This is a genomic window from Flexivirga oryzae (genome assembly GCF_014190805.1).
Taxonomy (GTDB): domain Bacteria; phylum Actinomycetota; class Actinomycetes; order Actinomycetales; family Dermatophilaceae; genus Flexivirga; species Flexivirga oryzae.
In genome coordinates this window covers 244,735-268,491 of the sequence record NZ_JACHVQ010000001.1, presented here as the reverse complement: position 1 = coordinate 268,491, position 23,757 = coordinate 244,735, and the positions used below count along the sequence as shown (strand labels likewise).

Sequence of the window (23,757 nt, the reverse complement as noted above, 5' to 3'; positions counted from 1 at the left end):
ATTCTGTCCGACCCCGTGCGCCGAGGTTCCGCACGGGCCGACGTGGCAGGATCACCGGGTGTTCGCGATGGTCGGAGTCGTCCTCGCCGCCATCGCGTATGGCGCGGCGACGATCCTCCAGGCGATCGGCGTGCGGCGGATGGACGCAGCGCGGGAGTCCGCGCTCCGCACCCGGCTGTGGGCGGGGCGTTCGTATGCCGCGGGCCTGTTGCTCGACGCGACCGGCTTCGTGTTGAGCGTGGTGGCGCTGCGCTCGTTGCCGCTCTTCATGGTCGAGTCGATGCTGGCGTCATCGGTCGGGGTGACCGCTCTGCTGGCGGTGCTCGTGCTGCGGGACCGACTGTCCGGGCGCGAGGTCGTGGCACTCGTCGTCACCGGAATCGGCCTGGTACTGCTGGCGATCAGTGCCCAGGAGGGTCGCGGCTCCGCGATCGGCAGGGCGGGCGGTTGGCTGTTGGCGGGCTGCGGGGTGCTGGTCGGCGTCGTGTTCGCGGCCGGCGCGCTCGATCGGCGGCCGGCACGCTCGGCGTGCGTCCTGGCCGCCGCGGCCGGCCTCGGTTTCGGACTGACCGGCGTTGCCGCGCGGGTGCTGGTGGTCTCCGACCCGTGGTGGCGCACTGCGGGGCAGCCGGCGCTCTGGGCGCTGGTGCTCGGTGGCCTTGTCGGGATCGTGTCCTTCGGCTTCGCGTTGGACCGCGGTCGAACCACCACCGTCGCCGCCACCACCTTCGTGGTCGAGACCGTCGTGCCGGCCGTCGTCGGGCTGCTCTGGCTGGGCGACTCGGTGCGGGACGGTTTCGCGGCGGCCGCCGTCGTCGGCTTCGTCGCCGCGCTCGGCGGATGCCTCGTGCTGGCCGGGCGCGCCGAGATCGAGGTCTGACGGGCCGGCGTGGTCAGGTGCCCGCGTCGGCTGCTGCGGCAGCAGCTCGCCGGACCCACTTGGGCAACTCGCCGTAACGCTGGAACGGCACCACCTCACCTGCGGCGCTGCATTCGATCAGCTGAGCCAGCCGGCGGTCTCGTGTGGCCTGCTGCTTGGCCGTCAGCACCCAGTTGATGCACTGCCGTCGGTAGGTGGCCGTTGCGGCGGCCAGGAATGCGGTGGCTGCCGGCGAATCGGCGAGTTGATCGGCATACGCCGGGGGCAGCTCGAGCGGGCCGCTGCGCTCGTGGGTGTATGGCGCGGCCTCGCGTCGCCTGGCCTCCCACGCCGCCAGTCCGGCCGGTTGCATCCGGCCCTCCGCCCGTAACTGCTCGACCAGCTGCAGGTTGACCCTGCTCCAGTGGCCGGTCCGCTTGCGCGGCGTCCATCGCTGTCGGACATAGTCGTCGTCGATCCGCTGGATGACCGAGTCGATCCAGCCCCAGCACAGTGCCTCCGGAACCGCCTGCGCCCAGGTCAGCCCGCGGTCGGACACGTGCTTCTTCGCCAGGCCCATCCACAGCTCGGTCTCGGTGTCGTGGTGCGCGGCCAGCCACGCGCCGAACTCGGCGGCATCCGCGAAGAAGCGCGCCGGGCGCTCGGGAGTGCCGCCCATCCGGCCGGGGTCTTTCGCCATACGGCCACCCTGCCACGAACCGCCGACACCGAATCACCGTCCGTCGACCGCGTGCACCACCCTCGGGCGCCCGGCGCGTCGTCGTCAGGCGAGCCTGCCGACGCTGCCCCCGTATGACGCAACGAGTGCGGCACCGATCGGCCGGGCGTTCGCCTGCAACACCTCGAGAGGGACGCGCGGGAGGTTCTCCTCCCAGTCCAGCAGGGGCGACCCGCGCAGTTGCAGCATGCGTGCCGGGCGCCCGAAGAGCCACAGGTGCAGATGAGCACCGCCGTCGCCATACCTCGCGACCTGTGCCCGGCCGACGCTGGGCAGATCTTCGATCGCTGCGCTGATCGTGGCGATCAACCGCCCGAACTCACCGGCCCAGTCCGCCGGCATGGTCGCGAGGTCCATGTGCTGCTTCGGACCGAGCGAGACCATGATCGGCAGCCCGGTGTCCGCGATGAGCGACAAGCGCCATCGGTCGTTGTGCCAGATCAGTCTGCCGTCGTCGGGCTGTCGCGGTCGCTGGCAACGGCAGGTCGCCGGATCCTCCCCTTCCCGGTCGGACTCCCGGTCGGCCAGCGGCTGCAGCGGCTTGATCCGCAGGCTGTCGACCTCGAACGGGAAGATGTCCCAGCCGGGCATCTCGTCAACGGCGACAGGGAGCCGGCCGTCCTCGCCGGCGGCCGCGCGCACGCGGGCGTAGTAGTCCTCGATCGTCTCCGGCCCCTGTGTCATGGGCGCAGCCTACCCGTCGCCGAGGGGACACCTTATGCATCGAGAGGACACCAAAACCGCCCGCGGCAGGCCCGCGCTCCCCCGCATTTCGTGTCCGCTCAGTGCGTTTCCTGTCCTGTCGGCGAGACGGGCTCGGGTATGCCGACCGCCGCACGCGCCATACCCGGGCACAGGTCACCCCAGGGGAGACCTACGCGCGGCCGAGCCCGCCATACCCGCACACAGGTCGACACCGGGGGGACCTACGCGCGCTCAGACTGCGAGCAGCGGTCATACGTCCCCCCTGGGGCGACTCCGGTACGCCAAATCACCCTGCAGCCGCACACAGGTCGCCACCGGGGGGACCTACGCACGGCCGCACACGCCATACCGGTCATACGTCTCCCCTGGGGCGACTCCGGTACGCCAAATCACCCTGCAGCCGCACACAGGTCGACACCGGGGGGACCTACGCGCGGCCGCACACGCCGAAACCCCCGGACCACGCCGCACACGCCGAAACCCCCGGATCACTACGTGATCTGGGGGTTTCGCAGAGGTGCGCCGAGGCTCGAGGCTCGAGCTCGAGACGAGCCTCAGTCCTCCTTGGCCAGCTGGGCGGCCTTCTTCTCGACGTCGTCGAGGCCACCGCAGAGGAAGAACGCCTGCTCCGGCGTGGTGTCGTAGTCACCATCGGCGATCTTGTTGAACGCCTCGATGGTCTCCGCCAGCGGCACGGTCGAGCCGTCGATGCCGGTGAACTGCTTGGCGACGTAGGTGTTCTGCGACAGGAAGCGCTGGATGCGGCGAGCGCGGTTGACCAGCACCTTGTCCTCTTCGGACAGCTCGTCGATACCGAGGATCGCGATGATGTCCTGCAGCTCCTTGTTGCGCTGCAGGATCTGCTTCACGCGGACCGCGGTGTCGTAGTGCTCCTTGGACACGTAGCGCGGGTCGAGGATGCGCGAGGTCGAGGTCAGCGGGTCCACCGCCGGGTAGATACCCATGGAGGCGATGTCACGCGAGAGCTCGGTCGTGGCGTCCAGGTGCGCGAACGTGGTGGCCGGCGCCGGGTCGGTGTAGTCGTCCGCGGGGACGTAGATCGCCTGCATCGAGGTGATCGAGTGACCACGGGTGGAGGTGATCCGCTCCTGCAGCTCGCCCATCTCGTCGGCCAGGGTCGGCTGGTAACCCACCGCGCTCGGCATACGACCGAGCAGCGTGGACACCTCGGAACCGGCCTGGGTGAACCGGAAGATGTTGTCGATGAACAGCAGCACGTCCTGGTTCTGGACGTCACGGAAGTACTCCGCCATCGTCAGCGCCGACAGGGCGACGCGCAGACGGGTGCCCGGCGGCTCGTCCATCTGACCGAAGACGAGCGCGGTCTGACCGAGAACCCCAGCCTCCTCCATCTCGACCATCAGGTCGTTGCCCTCACGGGTGCGCTCACCGACACCGGCAAACACCGACACACCACCGTGGTCGCGAGCCACACGGGCGATCATTTCCTGGATGAGGACGGTCTTGCCGACACCGGCACCACCGAACAGGCCGATCTTGCCACCCTGCACGTACGGCGTCAGCAGGTCGATGACCTTGATGCCCGTCTCGAACATCTGGGTCTTGGACTCCAGCTGGTCGAAGGCCGGCGGGCGACGGTGGATGCCCCAGCGCTCCTTGACCTCGAGGGTCTGACCCTCTTCGAGGTTCAGGCACTCACCGGTCGCGTTGAAGACCTTGCCGAGGGTGCCGTCGCCGACCGGCACCCGGATCGGGCCGCCGCTGTCCTGCACGGCCTGGCCGCGCACGACGCCGTCGGTCGGCTGCAGCGAGATCGCGCGGACCATGTTGTCGCCGATGTGCTGCTCGACCTCGAGGTTGATCTGCTTCTTGCCTTCGTTCTCGCCGCCCTCGCCGGACAGGTCGACCTCAAGGGTCAGCAGGTTGAACAGATCGGGCATTCCGTCGGTGGGGAACTCGACGTCGATGACCGGTCCGATGACCCGCGCAACACGCCCCACGGCGCCCGGCTTGGTCTCCTCCGCCTCTTTGTCGAGAACGTCCACCTCGTGGGCAATCTCACTCATAACGTCTTTCTCTTTCTCGTGTCGAACGCGTCAGGAGGCATCGGCCAGAGCGCTGGCGCCACCAACGATCTCGCTGATCTCTTGGGTGATCTCGGCCTGCCGTGCCTGGTTGGCGAGGCGGGTGTAGGTGTTGATGAGTTCCTCGGCGTTGTCCGTCGCCGACTTCATCGCGCGCTGGCGGGCCGCCAGCTCGGACGCCGCCGACTGCAGGAACGAGTTGTAGATCCGCGAGGTGATGTACTTCGGCAGCAGGGCGTCCAGCACCTTGTCCGCCTCCGGCTCGAACTCGTACAGCGGCAGCGGACCCTTGTCGGGCACACCGTCACCGTCGGTGTCGATGTCACCCTCGACGACCTCCAGGGGCAGCAGGCGGACGACCTGCGGCTCCTGGTCGACCATGCTCACGAACCGGGTGTAAACGATGTGGACCTCGTCCACGCCGCCCTCTTCGCTGCCGGCGATGAACTGCGCGCTGAGCGCCTCGCCGACCTCGGCCGCGGTCTCGAAGTCCGGGCTGTCGGTGAAGCCGGTCCATTCCTGCTCGTACTCACGACGCCGGAACTTGTAGTAGCTCACCGCCTTGCGACCGACCAGGTAGGGCACGACTTCCTTGCCCTCGCCCGTCAGCCGCTCGATCAGCTCCGCCGACTTCTTGATCGCGTTGACCGAGTAGGCGCCCGCCAACCCGCGGTCGCTGGTGCAGATGAGCACCGCGGCGCGCTTGGGATTCTCCCGCTCGGTCGTGAGCGCATGGTCGGTGTTGCTGTGCGTCGCGACTGCCGAGCACGCCCGGGTCAGGGCCAGCGCGTATGGCGTCGACTGCTCGACCCGGCGGCGCGCCTTGACCACGCGGGATGCCGCGATGAGCTCCATCGCGCGCGTGATCTTCTTGGTGGCCTGGACAGACCGGATGCGCTGGCGGTAGATCCGCATCTGCGCGCCCATGGTGTCCCCTTCCTAATCGAAGTGTCGTTGCTCAGCTACGGACGTCAGCCCTGGTGCTGCTTGACGATCTTGGCCTGGTCGATCTGGTCCTGGGCGATCTCGTCGTGGGACTCGGCGCCCTCGCCACCGTGGTCCGGACCGGCCTGGAACTGCGACTTCAGCTTCTTCATGGCGTCCTCGAAGACCTGCTTGCCGTCGTCGTCCAGCTTGGTGGTCTCCTCGATCGCGTCGAGGGTGCCCTTGTGCTCGCGGCGCAGGATGTCCAGGAACTCCGCCTCGAAGCGGTTGACGTCGGACACGGCGACGTCGTCGAGCTGGCCGGTCGTGCCCGCCCACAGCGACGCGACCTGCGACGCCAGCGGGTAGGGGCTGTTCTGCGGCTGCTTGAACAACGCCATCAGCCGGTCACCACGTGCCAGCTGGTGGCGGGACGCGGCGTCCAGGTCGGAGGCGAACATGGCGAACGCCTGCATCTCGCGGTACTGGGCCAGGTCGACCTTGATCGAACCGGTGACGGCCTTCATGGCCTTGGTCATGGCGGCACCACCGACACGCGACACGGACACACCGACGTCGACCGCCGGGCGCTGGTTGGCGTTGAACAGGTCGGCCTGCAGGTAGATCTGACCGTCGGTGATGGAGATGACGTTGGTCGGGATGTATGCCGAGACGTCGCCCGCCTTGGTCTCGATGATCGGCAGACCGGTCATCGACCCGCCGCCGAGCTCGTCGGACAGCTTCGCGCAGCGCTCGAGCAGCCGGCTGTGCAGGTAGAAGACGTCACCCGGGTAGGCCTCGCGGCCCGGCGGGCGGCGCAGCAGCAGGGACATCGCGCGGTAGGCCTCGGCCTGCTTGGACAGGTCGTCGAAGACGATCAGGACGTGCTTGCCCTGGTACATCCAGTGCTGGCCGATGGCCGAGCCGGTGAACGGCGCGAGGTACTTGAAGCCTGCGGCCTCACCGGCGGAGGCGTTGACGATGGTGGTGTACTCCATCGCACCGCCGGCCTCGAGGGTGGCGCGCACCTCGGCGACGGTGGAGTTCTTCTGGCCGATGGCGACGTATACGCAGCGAACCTGCTTCTCCGGGTCGCCGGACTCCCAGTTGGCCTTCTGGTTGATGATCGTGTCGGTGGCGATCGTGGTCTTGCCGGTCTTGCGGTCGCCGATGATCAGCTGGCGCTGGCCACGGCCGATCGGGGTCATGGCGTCGATGGCCTTGATGCCGGTCGCCAGCGGCTGGAACACCGACTTACGGGAGACGACGTTGGGCGCCTGCAGCTCCAGCTCACGACGCGTCTCCGCCTCGATGTCGCCGAGACCGTCGACCGGGTGACCCAGCGGGTCCACCACGCGGCCGAGGAACTTGTCGCCGACGGGCACGGAGAGCACCTCGCCGGTGCGCTTGACCTGCTGGCCCTCTTCGATACCGCCGAACTCACCCAGCACGACGACACCGATGTCGTGCACGTCCAGGTTGAGCGCGATGCCGAGCGTGCCGTCCTCGAACTGCAGCAGCTCGTTGGTCATGGCCGAGGGCAGACCCTCGACGTGCGCGATGCCGTCGGCGGCGTCCACAACGGTGCCGACTTCCTCACGGCTGGCGGCACCCGGCTCGTAGGCCCGGACGTAGCCGTCCAGTGCTTCCCGGATCTCGTCCGGACGGATCGAAAGCTCCGTCATGTCTGTTTCTCCTGTCGGTGAGCGGACCAGCTCGGCCCGTTAGCTCGTGTGCTCCAGCGTCGGTATGCCGGAAGGTGTCTCGTGGGGTTCAGCCCGCCATGGCGCGGCGGGCATCCTCCAGTCGGGTTGCGATGGTGCCGTCGATCACTTCGTCGCCGACCTGCACCCGCAGGCCTCCGACGACGCTCGGGTCGACAACGGTGTTGAGGTGCACCGGGCGTCCGTAGATGCCGGCGAGCGCGTCACCCAACCGGGCACGCTCGGCGTCGGTCAGCTCCACGGCCGAGGTCACCGTTGCGGCGAGCCGGTTGCGCAGCTCGGCCGCGATGGCGACATACGACCCGAGTTCACGCTCGACCGCGCGACCCCGCGGGTTGGCGGCGGCCTGCCGGGCGAGGCGGATCGTCTCCGGTGCGGCCTTGCCCTCCAGCAGCTTGCCGACGAGGTCGGCCTTGTCCTTGCCGTCGCGGCGCCGGTCCGACAGCGCGTCGGCCAGGTCACGGTCACCGGTGATGGTCCGCTCGAAACGGAACAGTTCGTCCTCGACGTCGTCGAGGCGACCGGCCCGCTCCGCGGCGGTGAGGACAGCCTCCACACCGAGGCGTTCCAGGCCGTCGCCGAGATCGCGCTCGTCGCTCCACCGCTGCCCGACCGCGGTGCGCACCACATGTTGCGCGGCGTCGCTGACCTTGGCGTCGAAGACCCGGCCGGCGAGCGCCGTACGGTCCGCCGACTCGCTGGACGGGTCGGTCAGCGCCCGGCGCAGCGGCACGCTGGAGCCGAGCACCTGGGCGATGGCGAGCAGCTCGTCGCCGAGTGCGCCCGCGTCGGAGCCGGACCCGATCTGAGCCTCCAACGCCTGCCGGGCCGAAGCCAGGCCACGTCGGGATGCGCCCTGCATCAGGCTTCCTCGGCCGGTGCTGCGGTCACCTTTTCCGGCTTCACCGCACCCGACTCCAGGTCGGCCAGGAACCGCTCGATGACGGCGTGGTGCCGTGCGTCGTCGTGCAACGACTCACCGACGATCTTGCTGGCCAGGTCCGTGGAGAGCGAACCGATGTGCTGCCGCAACTGGACTTCCGCCTGCTGCTTGGACTGCTCGGTCTGCGCGTTGGCGCTGTCGACGATGCGCTGCGCCTCGGTCTGCGCCTGGGTGCGGCTCTCCGAGACGATCTGTGCACCGTCCTCGTGCGCCTGCTGGCGGATGCGGCCGGCCTCAGCCTGCGCATCGCTCAGCGCCGAGTGGTACTTGTCGCGTTCGGCGTCCGCGGCGGCCTTCGACTTGTCCAGGTCGTCGAACTGGTCGCGGATCTGCTGCTGCCGCTCGGACATCGCCTTGTTGATCGGTGGTACGACCCACTTGGCGATCACGACCAGGATGATCACGAATGCGATCAGCTCGGCGATCAGCGTGCCATTGGGCAGCAGCGGGTTGTTCGCCGAGGACGAATCAGCCGCGAATTGCTGGATCATGAGCGTTCCCTCTCGTACGGGGCGTCGAGATTACTTGCCAAGAACGAACACGAACAGTGCCATGAACGCGAGGTTGATGAAGTACATCGCCTCGGCCAGACCGACGGTGAGGAAGAAGATCGTCATCAACCGGCTCTGTGCCTCCGGCTGGCGAGCGACACCGTTGATGGTGGCGCTACCGGCGAGGCCGTCACCGATCGACGCACCGATGGCACCACCGCCGAGGGCGAGGCCACCGCCGACGAAGGCTCCGGCGGTCTTGATTGCCGAGTCGAGGCTCGATGAGTCTGCCATGTCTCTCCTGTAGTTATGGCGCCGGCGGCGTGCCGGTCACCGTGTGGGTACTGCTGGTTCGAGTCAAGCTTGTTCAGTTGTGGTGCTCACGCAGCGGCCGGGGTCGCGACGTCTTCCTTCTCGTCCGCAGTGGCTGCGGCACTCTCGTGTCCTTCTTCGTGGTGCTCGCTCGCCATACCGAAGTAGAGGATGGTCAGCAGCGCGAAGATGAAGGCCTGGATGAGTCCGATGAACAGGTCGAACAACTTCCAGACGACGTTGGGTCCCCACAGGATGTATGTCGGGAACAGCGCGATCATCGCGATCATGATGCCGCTGGAGAAGATGTTGCCGAAAAGTCGCAGCGCGAGCGTGACCGGCTTGGTGATCTCCTCGATGAGGTTCAGCGGGAACAGGATCGGATAGGGCTGGAAGTAGTGCTTGATGTAGCCGCCGATCCCCCGCTCGCGCACGCTGTGGATGTGCACGCCGATGATCACGAAGATCGCCATCGCGTAGGTCAGGTTGACGTCCGCGGTCGGCGACACGAGCTTGTCGTCGGTCGGGATCATCTCGAGCCAGTTGCAGATCAGGATGAACGCGAACAGGGTGATCGCCAGGGGGATCACGAACGGGTTGACCCGCCCGAGTGAGTCCTCGACCTGCTTGGTGACCGTCTGCACCAGGCCTTCCCAGGCCAGCTGGATCTTGGACGGGACCTTGTCGCCCATCTTGTGGACCATGTAGAGGCCCAGGGCGATGACGATCAACCCCGCGATCACGGTCGACCAGATGGTGTCGGCATTGAAGGTCATGCCGAACGCCTGGAACGTGATGTGGTGCCCCGGGTTGATCTCCGTCTCGGTGGCGAGGTGCGTCATACCTTCTTGAGCTCCTTCATCAGCGGCAGCGCAACTGCCATCAGAACGATCATGTGGAAGCCGGCAAGACCGCCGAGCACGGCGGCGCCACCCGACTTCCAGAACACAACACACACGATGGCGGCGACGATGGTGATGCCCATCAGCCGGACCAACGAGGCCGAGCCGTACTGCTTCTTGGAGAACTCCTCACCGGACTCGACCGCCCGCAGCACCGAGAGCTCGGTGAACAGTTGGTTGCCCAGGGCGAGGAGGATGCCGATCGAGATGAAGATGCCGACCGGCCAGTGGCCGAAGACGGCCGAGAGATAGATGGAGGCCGCCGCCAGGATCCCCGCCAGGATGATCACCCGGCGTTGGTTGTGCAGCACCTTCAGCGCGTGGTTCTCGCTCATACCGCGCCCGTCCTTCCGATGTGCGTCGTCGCTGACGCCAGGGGTCGTCGCCCCGGTTGCAGTCCGGCCAGCCTAGTTGTCGTCATCGTCGTCGTCATAAGTCTCGGGTCCCCAGTTCGCAGGAGGGTCCCCCGCACGAAGGAACAGCCGGATCCGGCGCCACGAGAGAAAGCCGGCTCCGAGGATCCCGAGCGCGAGCCCACAGAGAGTGAGGATCGGCATCGTCCCGAGATCGTTGTCGAGCCAGAGACCGACCAGCGTGCCGAGCACGATGCTACCGACTGCGACGCCGCCGATACCAACCAGCTCCCGCAACTGCAGGCCAGGCAGCTCTCGGTCATCGGGACTCACTGCAGAACGCATCCTGGTCGAAGCGGGGACGCCGGGGACGACGGACCGGCCGGGGGCGGTCGGAAGGCGTCGTGCTCGCCATTGTCGTGGGTCCCATCAGACAGCGGAACAGGGCAAGGCTCAGGTCTTGTCGACAGGCCGCCTCGGGTGACGTCCGAGCGGTGTCTCGACGCCGTCCGACTGGGTCGAACGAGTCCCTCAACCTCCTTGTGAAAGCTATCACAAGCACCTGATTGGAAGGAAATCGGGGGTATTCGGGCCTCTTCCCGACCCCTCGTGAGGGGCCCCGGTGTCAGGTCCGGCGTCAGGCCCGCTGACGGGTCAGCCGGGGCAGTCCGAGGGTCAGCACGAGACACAGCAGGACCAGCCCCACCAGGACCGCGGTCGCCAGCTTCGTGGACAGGAAGTTGAACGAGAGCACCCCGCCCGACACCGACGCCGACCACAGGTAGAGCAGCAGCACCGCCTGGCGGTGCGGGTGACCCATCCGCATCAGCCGGTGGTGCAGGTGCTTCTTGTCGGGTCGCCAGAACCTACCGCCCCGCCGCACGAACGCCAGCACGACGTCGAGCACCGGCAGGGCCAGGACCAGCACGGGCAGGGCGATCGGCAGCAGGATCGCGACCTGGGACCGCTGCCCCTGGTCGGCGGACGGGTCGAAGTTGCCGGTGAACGAGATGAGCGCCGCCGACAGCAACAACCCGAGCAACAACGACCCCGCGTCGCCCATGAAGAGCTTCGCGGGGTGGAAGTTGTGCGGCAGGAAGCCCAGGCAACATCCGACGATCGCCGCCGAGATGAAGGTGGCCAGGGTGAAGACGTCCGGGCCGAAGTCCTGCCGGGAGGAGTAGCTCCAGATGAAGAACGCCGTCGCCGCGATCGCGGTCGTGCCCGCCGCGAGGCCGTCCAGGCCGTCGGCGAAGTTGACCGCCTGGGTGGTCGCGATGACCACGAGGACGGTGAGCCCGAACAACACCGACTGCGGGAAGTAGGTGGCGGTGCCCAGGATCGGCAGGAAGAGCAGCTGCACTCCCCCGAGCACCGACATCACCAGCGCTGCGACGATTGTGCCGGCCACCTTGGTCAGCGGATCCAGCTCGCGCAGGTCGTCGATCGCGCCGAGCGCGGTGACGATCGCCGCGGCCGCCAGCACCCACAGCAGGCTCGAGAAGTTGATCCGGTGGCCCAGGTAGGGCAGTTGCCGCGCCACCAGGATGGCGGCGCCGAAGCCGACGAGCAGCGCGACGCCGCCCAGCCGCGGGATCGGCACCGTGTGCACGTCGCGACCGCGCACCGGCGTGACGGCGTTCCAACGCACCGCCGCCCACCGGATGGCCGGTGTGGTGATGAAGGTGATCGCCGCCGCCACGATCGCGATCAGCAGGTATTCACGCACGGCGGGGCGAAGTCCTTCGTTTCGGTTTCAAGCTGGTCGAGTGGGCCGAGCCGATAGGCGAGGCCGTATCGAGACCCTGCCCGCGGCGGCCGTGGCCGCCGCGGGGATCTGACTCAGCGAGGGTACGCCGGGAAGCGCTCGACCAGCTCCGTGACCTGACCGCGCACCTCCTTCGCGACCGGGTGCTCCGGGTCGCCGTCACCCTTGGTGATCGCGGTGTTGATCAGGTCGGCGATCAGCTTCATCTCCTCGATGCCCATGCCCTGGGTGGTGACACAGGGCGAGCCGACGCGGATGCCGGAGGCGATGTTCGGCTTGGCCGGGTCGAAGGGGATGGCGTTCTTGTTGAGCACTATGCCCGCCGCGTCGGCGCGCTTCTCGGCGTCGGCGCCGGCGACCCCGATGCCCTGCAGGTCGTGCAGCGACAGGTGGGTGTCGGTGCCGCCGGTCGTCGGGCGGATGCCGTGCTCACCGAGCGAGGTCGCCAGCTGCTGGGCGTTGGCGATGACCTGCTTGGCGTAGTCGGCATACTCCGGGGTCGCGCACTCCTTGAAGTTGACCGCCTTCGCGGCGATCGAGTGCATCTGCGGGCCGCCCTGCATCATCGGGAAGACGGCCTTGTCGATGGCCTTGGCGTGCTCCTCCTTGCAGACGATCGCGCCGGCCCGCGGGCCGCGCAGCACCTTGTGGGTGGTGAAGGACACGACGTCGGCATACGGGACCGGGCTGGGGATGGCCTTGCCGGCGACCAGACCGATGAAGTGCGCGGCGTCGACCCAGAAGATCGCGCCTACCTCGTCGGCCAGGTTGCGGAAGAACTCGAAGTCGATCAGCCGCGGGATCGCCGAACCGCCGGCGAGGATGATCTTCGGCTTGTGCTCCTTGGCAAGCCGCTCGACCTCGGCGTAGTCAATGTCCTCGGTCTCCTTGTCGACGCCGTAGTGGACGGCGTTGAACCACTTGCCGGAGAAGCTGACCTTGGCGCCGTGGGTCAGGTGGCCGCCCATCGGCAGGGCCATCGCCAGGACGGTGTCGCCGGGCTGGGTGAAGGCGCCGTACACCGCCTGGTTGGCGCTGGCACCGGAGTGCGGCTGGACGTTGGCGTGGTCGGCGTCGAACAGCGCCTTGCAGCGCTCGATCGCGAGCGTCTCGGCCTTGTCGACCTCCGCGCACCCGCCGTAGTAGCGGCGCCCCGGGTAGCCCTCGGCGTACTTGTTGGTGAGCGTCGAGCCCAGTGCCGTGATGACCTGCGGGCTGGACATGTTCTCGCTGGCGATCAGCTGCAGGCCGCCGCGGATGCGGTCCAGCTCGGAGAGCAGGACCCCGGCGATGTCGGGGTCGAACTGCTGCAGCCCGTCGAAGTCCGGGCCGTAGAAGGGAGTGGTCATGGCGTCACCTATTCGTCGTCGGGGTGGTCATCGGGCTGGTTCTCGGGGGTTTCGGCGGCGTTCTTGCCGAGGTCGACGGGCGTGGCGGCTTCGTCGTCCGCATCCGCGGGCTCGTCGGGCTTGGTGAGGTCGACCGGCTCGTCGTCGGGCAGGGAGTTGATCGCGCGCCCGGTGATCAGCTCGACGTCGCCGAGGACCCGCTGCAGCTCCTCGTTGCTGATCGTCCCCTCGCGCAGCACGACCGGGTCGGCCTTGGTGCAGTCCAGGATGGTCGACGCGGCGTTGGTGTTCCGCTCGCCGCCGTCCAGGTAGATGTCGACGAAGTGCCCGAGCATGAAACCGGCTTCGGTCACCGTCGTGGCGGACGGTTTGCCGGTGCGGTTGGCCGAGCTGACGGCGAGCGGGCCGGTGCTCTCCAGCAGGGCGATCGCGATCTCGTCGTCGGGCATCCGCAGACCGACGGTGCCGTTGGTGTCGCCGAGGTCCCAGGCCAGCGACTGCTGCGCCCGGAAGACGAGGGTCAGCCCGCCCGGCCAGAACGCGTCCATCAGGCGTCCGGCGTATGACGGAACGGCCATCGCCAGCCCGTCGACAGTCTGCCGCGAGGGGACGAGCACCGGCGGCGGCATCTCCCGCCCACGGCCCTTGGCCTCCAGCAGCTGTGCCACCGCCGTCGGGTTGAAGGCGTCGGCGGCGATGCCGTAGACCGTGTCGGTCGGCATGACGACGCATTCGCCGCGGAAGATCGCCTCGGCCGCTGTGCTGATGCCTTCGTCGCGCGTCTGGGGGACATTGCAATCGAAGACTGGGCTCACGGGAGCTAAGTCTGTCAGATCGCTTGCACGTGACTTGACCTGGTCGGAGCAGCAAACCCGCGCTCATTGAGCAACCCGGAGAAGCGCCGCCGCGCTCATTGAGTAGGTCGGAGCAGCAAACCCGCGCTCATTGAGGCCGCCGCGCTCATTGAGTAGGTCGGAGGAGCGCAGCGGAGGAGACCGTATCGAAATGACCGCGCACCGGCCTCAACAGTTACACAGACAGAACGGATGCCCCGCGGGGTCGAGGAAGACCCGGAACGTCGTACCCGGCTGCTCCTGGCACTTCGTCGCACCCAGCTCGATCGTCGGACCCTCCGCGGCGTCGAGGTCGTCGACGACCACGTCAAGGTGCATCTGCTGCGGGTGCTCCTGCCCTGGCCACTGCGGCGGACGGTAGCCGGCGACCTGCTGGAAGCTGATCGGCGGCCACGACTCGCTGCGGATCTCCGCCCAGCTGTTGTCGTCGTCGACCTTGACCTCGAAGTCGAGCAGGGTGCCGTAGAACGTCGCGAGTCGCCCCGGGTCGGGGCAGTCGATCACCAGGTTGGGTGTGCGTGCGATAGCCATGGACCGACGCTACCCACGCCCACTGACACCGCCCCTCGTCGCCGGCCGGACCCCGGCGAGACCCCTCTCACCGAGAGGACAACATACGCATCCAGCGGACACGAAATTGGGCCCGTGCTCGGCTCTCGGACCGGAGTTTTCGTGTCCTGTCGGTGTGTTTTGTGTCCTCTCGGCCGGAGGGTGCGACCGGTGGACGCCGGGCGTCACCGGCGGCTGACAGACTCGGTGCCCGTGGAGCTCATCGACGAGGTGTATGACGGGCCGGCGCTGCGCGAGGTGCTGGCGTCCGCCACAGACGCGCTGACCCTGGTCCGGTGCGATCTGCGGCACGCCGACCTGCGTGACGCCGACCTGACCGAGGTGACGTTCACCGACTGTCTGCTGGACGGGATCCGGTTGGACGGTGCAGCACTCGGCGGCGCGACCTTCACCGGCTGCCGCCTGATGGGGGCGGCGATGCCACAGACCCGCGGGCTGGGCTTCGCGCTGCAGCGCTGCAACCTGTTCGCGGCCAACCTGGCCGGAGCGATCCTCTCGCACACCGACCTGACCGGTTGCCGGTTCACCGAGGCCGTGCTGCGCGGCGCCGACCTGCGCTCATCGATCTTCGACGGCTGCGAGCTGATCCACGCGGACCTCCACGAGGCGAAGCTCGACGGTGCCGACCTGCGGGGTGCGGCTCTCGGGCCGTGCGACCTGAACCGGTTGCGCGCGATGCAGGGCGCGATCATCACGACCGAGCAGGCCCGCGACATCGTCATCGAGCTGTCCGGGGTGACGGTCGTCGACAACGCCTGACCCCGTGGTGCGGGGACCTCGACACGCTCCCCCGCTTCGCTCCTCCGCTGCTCGGCCACCGCAGGGTGGCTGCTCCGCTGCTCGGCCACCGCAGATGAGGTCGCCGAGCTGAGGGTCGAGGTCGCCGAGCTTGTCGAGGTGACCGGCGGGACCTCGACACGCTCCCCCGCTTCGCTCCTCCGCTGCTCGGCCACCGCAAGGTGGCTCCTCCGCTGCTCGGCCGCCGCAGGGTGGCTGCTCCGCTGCTCGGCCACCGCAGGGTGGCTGCTCGGCCACCTCGATGCGCTCGCCACTTACTCGGCCGACGCGATCCTCAGTGGGCGGACTCGCTCTCGAGCAGCACGACACCACCGATGACCAGCACGATGCCGAGCCCCATCCTCGCGGTCAGCGGGTCGCTGAAGATGACCTTGCCGAGCAGCGCCGTCAGCACGACGCCTATCGCGGACCAGACGCCGTAGGCGACGCCGACCGGCATACCCTCCTTCAGCACCTGCGCGAGCAGCACGAACGACCCGCCGTAACCGATCACGATCGGGATCAGCCAGGTCAGTTGCCGGAGGCCGTCGGAGGCGCGCAGGCTCAACGTCGCGGCCACCTCCAGCACGATCGCCCCGAGGAGCATTGTCCACACCGCCCAGCGTCCGGTCATGACGCCAAGGGTAGAACCTGCCTCAGCGGCTCTTGCGTGCCGTCACCGCGCGGGGACGGCCGGTCAGGTCCGTGTGATCGGCGACGTCGGACCACCCTCGGCGGGCCAGTGCTGTGGGCAGCGAATCACCTTGACTGTCAGCGTGTTCCATCACGAGCAGGCCGCCCGGTCGTAGCAGCTCGGCGGCACGGTCCGCGACTTCGAGCGGGATGCGCAGGCCGTCGTCGCTCCCGCCATACAGGGCCACCTCGGGATCGTGGTCGCGCACCTCGGGGTCGATCGGCTCCATCCCGACGGGGATGTACGGCGGATTGCTGACCACGACATCGAGTGACCCCTCGCGGCCGGCGAGAGCCCCCTGGGCCGCGCCGAGCTCGATGGCCACGTCGAGGCCGAGCAGCTCGGCGTTGCGGGTGGCCCAGGCGTGCGCCATCGGGTCGAGTTCGACGCCGGCAACCGATGCGGCCGGCGCCTCGTGCTTGATCGCAAGTGCGATCGCACCGGAGCCGGTGCACAGGTCCACCACCGACGGGTCGTCGCGACCCGCGAGCTCGGACAGCACCAGGTCGACCAGCATCTCCGTCTCCGGCCGTGGAGTGAAAACGCCTGGCCCGACACGGAGTTCGAGCCCACGGAACGGCGCAGATCCGGTCAGGTGCTGCAACGGGACACGTGTCAGCCGCTGCTCGACCAGCTCGCCGAACTGCGCCTCGACCACGTCGGCCGGCTCCTCACCCAGCACCTGGCGACGCTGCAACTCCCCCACCGACACCTCCCAAGCGTGGGCCAGCAACAGACGCGCATCCGCTGCTGCACTCGGGACGCCCGCCGCGGCCAGCCGCTCGGTCGCCGACGCGAGCAGCGAGCGAACGCTGCTCACGCTGAGGTCGAACCTTCAGCAACCGCAGCCATTTTCGCGGCCTCGTCGGTGTCGATCGCGGACTGCACGACCGCCTCCAGGTCACCATCGAGCACCGCGTCGAGGTTGTAGGACTTGTAACCGGTGCGGTGGTCGGCGATGCGGTTCTCCGGGAAGTTGTAGGTGCGGATCCGCTCACTGCGGTCCATTGTGCGCACCTGCGAGCGCCGAGCCGCGGACGCTTCGGCGTCGCGCTCCTCCTGCGCCAACTGCCGCAGCCGGGCCTTGAGCACCCGCAACGCCGCTTCCTTGTTCTGCAACTGCGACTTCTCGTTCTGACAGGAGACGACCAGCCCGGACGGCAGGTGCGTGATCCGGACAGCGGAGTCAGTGGTGTTGACCGACTGACCGCCGGGCCCCGAGGAGCGGTAGACGTCGATCTTCAGGTCGTTCGGCCCGAACTCGATCTCCTCCTCATCACCGTCGTCCAGGTCGGGCATCACGAGCACGCCGACCGCGGAGGTGTGGATGCGCCCCTGGCTCTCGGTGACCGGCACCCGCTGCACCCGGTGGACCCCGCCCTCGTACTTCAGCTTCGCCCAGGGCGCCTTCCCCGGCTCGGGCTGCCCCTTCGCCCGGATCGCGAGGCGCACGTCGGTGTAACCACCCAGGTCGGACTCGGTGCCGTCGGTGATCTCGGCACGCCACCCGGCGTGCTCGGCGTAGCGGAGGTACATGCGCACCAGATCTGCTGCGAACAAAGCAGACTCGGCACCACCGGCCCCCGCCTTGATCTCGAGTATGACGTCCCTGTCGTCGTCCTCGTCCCGCGGCAGCAGCAACGTGCGCAGCTTGCCCTCCGTCTCGTCGACGGTGGCCTCCAGCGCCGGGATCTCCTCGGCGAACGACGCGTCCTCGGCGGCGAGTTCCCGCGCCGCCGCGAGGTCGTCACGGGCGGCGGTCCAGGCGCGGTATGCCGCAACGGTGGGCGCGAGCGCGGCATACCTCTTGTTGAGGCGGCGCAGCGCCTTCGGGTCGGCGTGCACGGCGGGGTCGGCCAATTGGCGCTCCAGGTCGGCGTATTCGTCGGCGACTGCTGACGCTGACTCGATCATCGGGTGCCTCCCGGAGGCTCGTGCAGTGGATGGTGGGACAAAGCAAACGCCGGCCCTGACCGCGATGGGTCAGGACCGGCGTCAGAGAAGCTACTTGGCAGCTGCCTTCTTGCCGTAGCGCTCCTGGAAGCGGGCGACACGACCACCGGTGTCCAGAATCTTCTGCTTGCCGGTGTAGAAGGGGTGGCACTGCGAGCACACGTCGGCGCTGATCGAGCCGGACGGGGCGGTGCTGCGGGTGGTGAAGGTGGCGCCACAGGTGCAGGTGACCACGGTCTCACCGTAGGACGGGTGAATGTCCTTCTTCATGGGTTCTCCTAGCGATCTCACGCCCTCCGGGTCGCTCCGCTGAGTGCGATCGCGTGAACCGGTGGGCCAACCGAAGATTCTGCCAGTTGGCAGACCATACGTCCAAACGAGAACCGTTCCCAACATATTCCCGGGGCGGGGACTTCGATACGGGCTCCCCCGCTGCGCTCCCCCGCCCTACTCAGCCACCGCCGCTTTCCCCCGCTCCTCGGCGCCCCTCAGCCACCGCCGCCCTACTCAGCCACCGCCCCTGTGGCGGCGGCGGAGTACGCGACCGAGGCACTGCGGCGACGGAATACGCGACCGAGACACCGCGGCGGCTGAGACACCACGGTGGCTGAGTAAGCGACCGAGGTACGAGGGAGCGCATCGAAGTCCCGCCACCCGAGAGCTCGCGTCGCCGCAAGCGCGATCAAGCGGTGTGTCGGAGGTTGCGGCTAGCGTGCCGGAGATGAGGTTCGCATATGTCGTCCCGTACACGACCGAGCTGGAGTTCGTCGAGCTGGCCCGGCTCGGCGAGGAGCACGGCTGGGACGCCGTATTCAGCTGGGAGGCGGTGTTCCGGCACGACGCCTGGGCGACGCTGGCCGCGGCCGCGGTGTCGACCGAGCGCATCCGGCTGGGCACGCTGATCACTCCCGTGCCGCGGTACCGACCCTGGGATCTGGCGGCGCGCGTCGGCAGCGTCGACCGGTTGTCCGGCGGCCGGGTCGTCCTCGGCGCCGGACTGGGGGCGCCCAACGCCAACTGGCTGGCGTTCGAGCCGGACGACGGCCGCGCGGTGCGCGCGCAACGGCTGGACGAGGGGCTCGACATACTCACCGGCCTGCTCGGCGGGCAGCCGTTCAGCTACGACGGACGCCACTTCAGCGCCCGGCCGGTCACCGAGCTCGCGCCGCCACCGCCGGTGCAGCGCCCGCATCCGCCGATCTGGCTGGTCGGCGCACTGGTCCGCGGCCGGCAGCGGCAGCCGTCACTGGCGCGTGCGGCGCGGTATGACGGCATCTTCCCCGCCGTCGCGCGCGCAGCGGAGGGCCAGTCCGGCATCACCCTCGAGACGTTCGGCGAGATCGTGCAGCGGGTGCGGGACTTCCGGGCGGAGGCCGGGCTCGGCGACCGGCCGTACGACTTCGTGATCGAGGGCGATTCCTACCACGGTTTCGTCGAGGTGGAGGGCGGGCCGGCCGACTGGGAGGCGGCGGGTGCGACCTGGTGGGTCGAGTCCTGGTGGGACCTGCCCGAGACGTCGGAGACGGTCGACGAACTGCGCCGACGGATCACCGCCGGCCCGCCCCGAAATTAGCTGCTCTCCGAAAAACATTTACGCGTTCGACAGTGGCAGGGTGAAATCGTCAGCTCTCCCCGGGCCGATCGCCCCCTGAAACTCACGGAGTCACGATGAGTCATCCGCTTTCCCGCCGCAATTTCCTGGTCGCGGCACTCGCAGTGCCGGTCGCGGCGGCTGCCACCGCCGCGCCCGCGCTCGCCGTCGACGATCACGATCAGTTCACCGCTGCGTCGAAGAAGTACGGCGTGCCCGCGTCGGTGCTGACCGCAGTGTCCTACGGCCAGACCCGGTGGGACGACCACGAAGGCCGCCCGAGCACCAGCCTCGGCTACGGCCCGATGCACCTGATCGACGGTGCCGCCGCCCAGGCCGCCCGTGACGCAGCCGCCGGCAAGAGCGCCGCACGCGTCATCGACACGCTCGGCAGGGCCGCCGCGCTCACCGGGCTGCCCAAGGAAACCCTGCGCACCGACACCGCCGCCAACATCATGGGAGCGGCCGCCGTCATCGCCGACGCCCAGCGGAGCCTCGGCCACGCCGTCGGCGCCAACACCGACCCGGGCACCTGGTATGCCGCGGTCGCCACCACCAGCGGGTTCACCTCCGCGGCAAGTCAGCGCAGCTTCGCCGACGACGTGGTCAGCGACCTGCGCTCCGGGGTCAGCCGGGCCACCTCCGGCGTGCAACTGCACCTGAAGGCCACCAAGGTCGGCAGTGTCACTTCGCAACGCGCGGTCATCACCCGACGGGTCGAGACCGCCAAGAAGCGGCGCAAGCCCGCGCCATACCCGATCGACGCGCCGAAGAACCTGCCGGTCGACTGGGTGCCGGCGCCCTACGAGCAGACCGGCGACGACCCGGGCGACTACGGCAACCACGACCTCGGCAACCGGCCGGTGTCCCCCACGCTCAACACCATCGTCATCCACGACACCGAGTGCTCCTACGACGAGGCGCTCACCCTGGTGCAGGAGGCGACCTACCTGGCGTGGAACTACACCGTGCGCTCCAGCGACGGCATGATCGCCCAGCACCTGGAGGCTGCGGACGTCGGCTGGCACGCGGGCAACTGGTACGTCAACACGCACTCCATCGGCATCGAGCACGAGGGTTACGCGACGGCCGGGCCGACCTGGTTCTCCGAACCGATGTACCGCAAGTCGGCACGGCTGGTCAGCTACCTGGCCAAGGAGTACCAGATCCCGCTCGACCGCGCGCACATCATCGGCCACGACCAGGTGCCGGCGACCACGACCGCCGGGATCCCCAGCATGCACTGGGATCCGGGCCCCTTCTGGGACTGGGAGCACTACTTCGACCTGCTCGACGCGCCACTGTCGCGTGGCACGCGGGCGAAGAAGAAGCTGGCGGTCGGCGACATCGTGCGGATCCTGCCCGGATTCGACGGCAACGAGCAGACGGTCACCGGGTGCGACACCAACAACCCGCCGATCTGCGTGGTCGACGGGCCGCAGCCGGCCACCAACTTCGTGACGTTGCACCAGCAACCGGACGAGGGCGCGCCGCTGGTCAAGGACATCGGCCTGCACCCGGACGGTTCGCCGTCCGGAACGGGACCGGCGGACGTCGGTGCCCGCGCCGCCGCGGGTGAGGACTACGTGGTTGCCGGCGTGTACGGCGACTGGACGGCGATCTGGTACCTCGGTCAGAAGTCCTGGTTCCACAACCCGAAGAAGGCACCCACCGCGCGGCTGGTCACGCACGGTCGCAAGGCGACCGCGAGTGCCGACATCCAGGTCTACGGCCGGGCCTACCCGGAGTCCTCCGCCTACCCCGACCCGTCCTGGGATCAGGGCGTGTCGCCGTTCAGCTACGTCTGGGGCGCCGGTCAGGAGTATGTCGTGGCGGACACCGACGTCCCGACCGACTACTACAAGGCGTGGACCTACGACATCACCACGCCGGACGACCACATCGACATCGTCGGCCAGACCAAGTACTACCTGGTCTACTTCGGCCACCGGGTCATGTACGTCCAGGCGGGCGACGTCACGCTCAGCTAGCCGGACGCCTCTGAAACGACAATGCGCCCCGCGAGCACAACTCGCGGGGCGCATTCCGACGTACAGCTCAGTCGTCGTCCATCTTGATCGAGCTGGTCTGCTGCACCTGCACCAGGAACTCGGTGTTGGAGCCGGTCTTCTTCAACCGGTCGAGCAGCAGCTCGATGCCCTGCTGGGAGTCGAGGGCGGCGAGCACGCGACGCAGCTTCCACATGATCTTCAGCTCGTCGTGGCCGAGCAGGATCTCCTCGCGGCGGGTGCTGGACTGGTTGACGTCCACCGCCGGGTAGATGCGGCGCTCGGCGAGCTGGCGCGACAGGCGCAGCTCCCAGTTGCCGGTGCCCTTGAACTCCTCGAAGATGACCTCGTCCATGCGCGACCCGGACTCGATCAGCGCGGTCGCCAGAATGGTGAGCGATCCGCCGTTCTCGATGTTGCGGGCGGCACCGAAGAACTTCTTCGGCGGGTAGAGCGCCGCGGAGTCGACACCACCGGACATAATGCGACCACTGGCCGGTGCGGCCAGGTTGTAGGCGCGACCCAGGCGGGTGATGCCGTCGAGCAGCACCACGACGTCCTGACCCAGCTCGACCAGGCGCTTGGCGCGCTCGATGGCGAGCTCGGCGACCTCGGTGTGGTCGGAGGCCGGACGGTCGAAGGTCGAGGAGATGACCTCGCCCTTGACCGAGCGCTGGAAGTCGGTGACCTCCTCGGGACGCTCGTCGACGAGCACGACCATCAGGTGACACTCGGGGTTGTTGGTGGTGATCGCGTTGGCGATCGCCTGCATGACCATGGTCTTACCGGACTTCGCCGGGGCGACGATCAGACCACGCTGACCCTTACCGATCGGCGCGACCAGGTCGATGACGCGGTTGGTCAGGTGCTTCGGGTCGTCCTCCAGGCGCAGCCGCTCCTGCGGGTAGAGCGGGGTGAGCTTGCCGAACTCGACGCGCTCCTTGGCCTGCTCCGGCGTCATGCCGTTGACGGTGTCGACGCGCACCAGCGCGTTGAACTTCTGGCGACTCGGCAGCTGCTCGCCCTCACGGAGCGCGCGGATCGCACCCGTGACGGCGTCACCCTTGCGCATGCCGTTCTTCTTGACCATGCCCAGCGGCACGTAGACGTCGTTGGGGCCGGGCAGGTAGCCGCTGGTCCGCACGAACGCGTAGTTGTCCAGGACGTCCACGATGCCGGCCACGGGCACCAGGACATCGTCCTCGCGCACCTGGGTGTCGACGTCACCGAAGTCGTCGCGGCCCCGGCCGCGCTTGCGGTCCCGGCCACGCTGCCGGCGCCGGCTGCGGTTGCCACCGTCGTCGTTCCAGCGGTCGTTGCCGCCCTGCCGGTCGTTGCCACCCTGCCGGTCGTTACCGCCCTGCCGGTCGTTGCCGCCACCCTGGCGGTTGGTGTTGCCCTGACGGTTGGTGTTGCCGCCCTGGCGGTTGTCCCGGTCACCAGCGTTGCGGTCGCTGCCGCGGTCGTTGGCGCCACGGTCACCGCGGTCACGGCCGCCCTGCTGGTTGCCGTCACGGTTGTCGCGGTTGTTGCCGCGGCGGTCGCCGCGGTCGTCCCCGCGCTGCTTGTCGTCGGCGTTGCCGGGCTCGGACCTGTCCCCCCGGACGTCCTGCTCGCCACCCTTGTCGCCGCCGTCGCGGGCCTGCTGGTCGCGGTCGTTCTTGCCGTCGCGCGCCTGCTGGTCGGCCGTGTCCGGCTTGGTCTCCTGCTCGGTGCGGGGCGCCTCGTCCTGCTGCGGGGCACTTGCCCGCTCGGCGGGGGCGTCGGCCGTCGGCGCGGCCGCGGGTGCGCTCTCGGTGCGCTCGGCCTCTGCGGGAGCTGCCGGAGCCGAGGTCGCCCGGCGTGAGCGGCGCGGAGCAGCCTGCGTCGCCTCGGCTGCGGGCTTCTTCTCCCCACCACGCTCACGGATGGCGGCGAGAACGTCGCTCTTGCGCATCTTGGAGGTGCCACTGATGCCCATGGTGACGGCGAGCTGCTTGAGCTCGTCGAGCTTCATGGTGCTCAGGTTGCCTCGAGAACTCGAAGCGGACGCTGTGGTCGACGCGGTGAGTTCGGTCGTATCGGTCACGAAGGTTCCTTCCCCCTCGTTCGTCCGGCCCTGTCGCCGGTATTTGGGGTATGCCAAAAAATCGTCACTTCGTCAGGAAGCAACTGCTCATCACACCGACGCACAC

24 protein-coding genes are annotated in these 23,757 nt (G+C 68.5%); 4 read left to right on the top strand and 20 right to left on the bottom strand.

Annotation, left to right across the window (positions count from 1 at the left end; translation table 11 throughout):
• Positions 1-58 precede the first annotated feature (58 nt).
• A complete protein-coding gene (locus tag FHU39_RS01260; RefSeq protein WP_183318242.1) occupies positions 59-880 on the top strand; it encodes a hypothetical protein in 822 nt (273 codons plus the stop codon).
• A 13-nt stretch (positions 881-893) separates the two neighbouring features.
• Here the strand turns inward: FHU39_RS01260 and FHU39_RS01255 are convergent, their stop codons facing one another.
• From FHU39_RS01255 to FHU39_RS01185, 15 genes are all read right to left on the bottom strand, one after another.
• On the bottom strand, positions 894-1,559 hold the full coding sequence (locus FHU39_RS01255; RefSeq protein WP_246336133.1) for a YdeI/OmpD-associated family protein: 666 nt from the start codon (positions 1,557-1,559) through the stop codon (positions 894-896).
• A gap of 84 nt (positions 1,560-1,643) precedes the next feature.
• The gene (locus FHU39_RS01250) at positions 1,644-2,282 is read right to left on the bottom strand and encodes an HIT family protein (protein ID WP_183318240.1); all 639 of its coding nucleotides are present in this window, start codon (positions 2,280-2,282) and stop codon (positions 1,644-1,646) included.
• A 575-nt stretch (positions 2,283-2,857) separates the two neighbouring features.
• Positions 2,858-4,351 (bottom strand): F0F1 ATP synthase subunit beta, encoded by a 1,494-nt coding sequence (gene atpD / locus FHU39_RS01245; RefSeq protein WP_183318238.1) that lies wholly within the window; start codon positions 4,349-4,351, stop codon positions 2,858-2,860.
• A gap of 30 nt (positions 4,352-4,381) precedes the next feature.
• The gene (locus FHU39_RS01240; RefSeq protein WP_183318236.1) at positions 4,382-5,296 is read right to left on the bottom strand and encodes a F0F1 ATP synthase subunit gamma; all 915 of its coding nucleotides are present in this window, start codon (positions 5,294-5,296) and stop codon (positions 4,382-4,384) included.
• A gap of 44 nt (positions 5,297-5,340) precedes the next feature.
• Entirely contained in the window at positions 5,341-6,978 is a 1,638-nt protein-coding gene (gene atpA, locus FHU39_RS01235) for a F0F1 ATP synthase subunit alpha (RefSeq protein ID WP_183318234.1), read from the bottom strand.
• A gap of 88 nt (positions 6,979-7,066) precedes the next feature.
• Positions 7,067-7,879 carry a F0F1 ATP synthase subunit delta gene (locus FHU39_RS01230; RefSeq protein WP_183318232.1) on the bottom strand — a complete coding sequence of 271 codons (813 nt, stop codon included), beginning with the start codon at positions 7,877-7,879 and terminating at the stop codon, positions 7,067-7,069.
• Positions 7,879-8,451 (bottom strand): F0F1 ATP synthase subunit B, encoded by a 573-nt coding sequence (locus tag FHU39_RS01225; protein WP_183318230.1) that lies wholly within the window; start codon positions 8,449-8,451, stop codon positions 7,879-7,881. Before FHU39_RS01225 ends, FHU39_RS01230 begins: the two co-directional genes overlap by 1 nt.
• Before the next feature lie 30 nt (positions 8,452-8,481).
• Positions 8,482-8,745 carry a F0F1 ATP synthase subunit C gene (locus FHU39_RS01220; protein ID WP_183318228.1) on the bottom strand — a complete coding sequence of 88 codons (264 nt, stop codon included), beginning with the start codon at positions 8,743-8,745 and terminating at the stop codon, positions 8,482-8,484.
• 86 nt (positions 8,746-8,831) lie between these two features.
• Positions 8,832-9,605 carry a F0F1 ATP synthase subunit A gene (gene atpB, locus FHU39_RS01215; RefSeq protein WP_183318227.1) on the bottom strand — a complete coding sequence of 258 codons (774 nt, stop codon included), beginning with the start codon at positions 9,603-9,605 and terminating at the stop codon, positions 8,832-8,834.
• Complete coding sequence (locus FHU39_RS01210; protein ID WP_183318224.1) at positions 9,602-10,000, bottom strand: hypothetical protein; 399 nt, start codon at positions 9,998-10,000, stop codon at positions 9,602-9,604. Before FHU39_RS01210 ends, atpB begins: the two co-directional genes overlap by 4 nt.
• Positions 10,001-10,072: 72 nt before the next feature.
• Entirely contained in the window at positions 10,073-10,351 is a 279-nt protein-coding gene (locus FHU39_RS24560) for an AtpZ/AtpI family protein (protein ID WP_221185090.1), read from the bottom strand.
• A gap of 304 nt (positions 10,352-10,655) precedes the next feature.
• Positions 10,656-11,747: an MraY family glycosyltransferase gene (locus FHU39_RS01200; protein WP_183318220.1), complete on the bottom strand. Its 1,092-nt coding sequence runs from the start codon at positions 11,745-11,747 to the stop codon at positions 10,656-10,658.
• Between the two features lie 113 nt (positions 11,748-11,860).
• Positions 11,861-13,135, bottom strand: coding sequence for a serine hydroxymethyltransferase (locus tag FHU39_RS01195; RefSeq protein ID WP_183318218.1), 1,275 nt, complete (start codon positions 13,133-13,135; stop codon positions 11,861-11,863).
• An 8-nt stretch (positions 13,136-13,143) separates the two neighbouring features.
• A complete protein-coding gene (locus FHU39_RS01190) occupies positions 13,144-13,950 on the bottom strand; it encodes an L-threonylcarbamoyladenylate synthase (protein WP_183318216.1) in 807 nt (268 codons plus the stop codon).
• 207 nt (positions 13,951-14,157) lie between these two features.
• Complete coding sequence (locus tag FHU39_RS01185) at positions 14,158-14,520, bottom strand: VOC family protein (RefSeq protein WP_183318214.1); 363 nt, start codon at positions 14,518-14,520, stop codon at positions 14,158-14,160.
• 189 nt (positions 14,521-14,709) lie between these two features.
• Here FHU39_RS01185 and FHU39_RS01180 point away from each other — a divergent pair, with 189 nt between their 5' ends.
• Positions 14,710-15,318 (top strand): pentapeptide repeat-containing protein, encoded by a 609-nt coding sequence (locus FHU39_RS01180; RefSeq protein ID WP_183318212.1) that lies wholly within the window; start codon positions 14,710-14,712, stop codon positions 15,316-15,318.
• A 313-nt stretch (positions 15,319-15,631) separates the two neighbouring features.
• On the opposite strand, the gene FHU39_RS01175 is transcribed toward FHU39_RS01180, so the two are convergent.
• From FHU39_RS01175 to rpmE, 4 genes are all read right to left on the bottom strand, one after another.
• Positions 15,632-15,970, bottom strand: a complete 339-nt coding sequence (locus FHU39_RS01175) for a DMT family transporter (RefSeq protein WP_183318210.1) — start codon at positions 15,968-15,970, stop codon at positions 15,632-15,634.
• A 22-nt stretch (positions 15,971-15,992) separates the two neighbouring features.
• Positions 15,993-16,850, bottom strand: coding sequence for a peptide chain release factor N(5)-glutamine methyltransferase (prmC, locus tag FHU39_RS01170; RefSeq protein WP_183318208.1), 858 nt, complete (start codon positions 16,848-16,850; stop codon positions 15,993-15,995).
• Positions 16,847-17,944 carry a peptide chain release factor 1 gene (gene prfA, locus FHU39_RS01165; protein WP_183318207.1) on the bottom strand — a complete coding sequence of 366 codons (1,098 nt, stop codon included), beginning with the start codon at positions 17,942-17,944 and terminating at the stop codon, positions 16,847-16,849. The genes prmC and prfA overlap by 4 nt, the downstream gene beginning before the upstream one ends.
• Before the next feature lie 90 nt (positions 17,945-18,034).
• The gene (gene rpmE, locus FHU39_RS01160; RefSeq protein WP_183318205.1) at positions 18,035-18,253 is read right to left on the bottom strand and encodes a 50S ribosomal protein L31; all 219 of its coding nucleotides are present in this window, start codon (positions 18,251-18,253) and stop codon (positions 18,035-18,037) included.
• A gap of 451 nt (positions 18,254-18,704) precedes the next feature.
• On the opposite strand from rpmE, the gene FHU39_RS01155 reads away from it, so the two are divergent.
• Together FHU39_RS01155 and FHU39_RS01150 are read left to right on the top strand one after the other, a co-directional pair.
• Positions 18,705-19,556 (top strand): LLM class flavin-dependent oxidoreductase, encoded by an 852-nt coding sequence (locus FHU39_RS01155; RefSeq protein ID WP_183318203.1) that lies wholly within the window; start codon positions 18,705-18,707, stop codon positions 19,554-19,556.
• A 95-nt stretch (positions 19,557-19,651) separates the two neighbouring features.
• Positions 19,652-21,565 (top strand): N-acetylmuramoyl-L-alanine amidase, encoded by a 1,914-nt coding sequence (locus FHU39_RS01150; protein ID WP_183318201.1) that lies wholly within the window; start codon positions 19,652-19,654, stop codon positions 21,563-21,565.
• Between the two features lie 67 nt (positions 21,566-21,632).
• On the opposite strand, the gene rho is transcribed toward FHU39_RS01150, so the two are convergent.
• Entirely contained in the window at positions 21,633-23,651 is a 2,019-nt protein-coding gene (rho, locus tag FHU39_RS01145; RefSeq protein WP_183318199.1) for a transcription termination factor Rho, read from the bottom strand.
• Between the last annotated feature and the right edge of the window lie 106 nt (positions 23,652-23,757).

Bases quoted from the DNA above. Each gene is read 5' to 3' on its own strand.
- FHU39_RS01255 (WP_246336133.1), bottom strand. From the start codon at position 1,559: ATGGCGAAAGACCCCGGCCGGATGGGCGGCACTCCCGAGCGCCCGGCG.
- FHU39_RS01250 (WP_183318240.1), bottom strand. From the start codon at position 2,282: ATGACACAGGGGCCGGAGACGATCGAGGACTACTACGCCCGCGTGCGC.
- atpD (WP_183318238.1), bottom strand. From the start codon at position 4,351: ATGAGTGAGATTGCCCACGAGGTGGACGTTCTCGACAAAGAGGCGGAG.
- FHU39_RS01240 (WP_183318236.1), bottom strand. From the start codon at position 5,296: ATGGGCGCGCAGATGCGGATCTACCGCCAGCGCATCCGGTCTGTCCAG.
- atpA (WP_183318234.1), bottom strand. From the start codon at position 6,978: ATGACGGAGCTTTCGATCCGTCCGGACGAGATCCGGGAAGCACTGGAC.
- FHU39_RS01230 (WP_183318232.1), bottom strand. From the start codon at position 7,879: ATGCAGGGCGCATCCCGACGTGGCCTGGCTTCGGCCCGGCAGGCGTTG.
- FHU39_RS01225 (WP_183318230.1), bottom strand. From the start codon at position 8,451: ATGATCCAGCAATTCGCGGCTGATTCGTCCTCGGCGAACAACCCGCTG.
- FHU39_RS01220 (WP_183318228.1), bottom strand. From the start codon at position 8,745: ATGGCAGACTCATCGAGCCTCGACTCGGCAATCAAGACCGCCGGAGCC.
- atpB (WP_183318227.1), bottom strand. From the start codon at position 9,605: ATGACGCACCTCGCCACCGAGACGGAGATCAACCCGGGGCACCACATC.
- FHU39_RS01210 (WP_183318224.1), bottom strand. From the start codon at position 10,000: ATGAGCGAGAACCACGCGCTGAAGGTGCTGCACAACCAACGCCGGGTG.
- FHU39_RS01195 (WP_183318218.1), bottom strand. From the start codon at position 13,135: ATGACCACTCCCTTCTACGGCCCGGACTTCGACGGGCTGCAGCAGTTC.
- FHU39_RS01185 (WP_183318214.1), bottom strand. From the start codon at position 14,520: ATGGCTATCGCACGCACACCCAACCTGGTGATCGACTGCCCCGACCCG.
- FHU39_RS01175 (WP_183318210.1), bottom strand. From the start codon at position 15,970: ATGACCGGACGCTGGGCGGTGTGGACAATGCTCCTCGGGGCGATCGTG.
- prfA (WP_183318207.1), bottom strand. From the start codon at position 17,944: ATGATCGAGTCAGCGTCAGCAGTCGCCGACGAATACGCCGACCTGGAG.
- rpmE (WP_183318205.1), bottom strand. From the start codon at position 18,253: ATGAAGAAGGACATTCACCCGTCCTACGGTGAGACCGTGGTCACCTGC.
- FHU39_RS01155 (WP_183318203.1), top strand. From the start codon at position 18,705: ATGAGGTTCGCATATGTCGTCCCGTACACGACCGAGCTGGAGTTCGTC.
- FHU39_RS01150 (WP_183318201.1), top strand. From the start codon at position 19,652: ATGAGTCATCCGCTTTCCCGCCGCAATTTCCTGGTCGCGGCACTCGCA.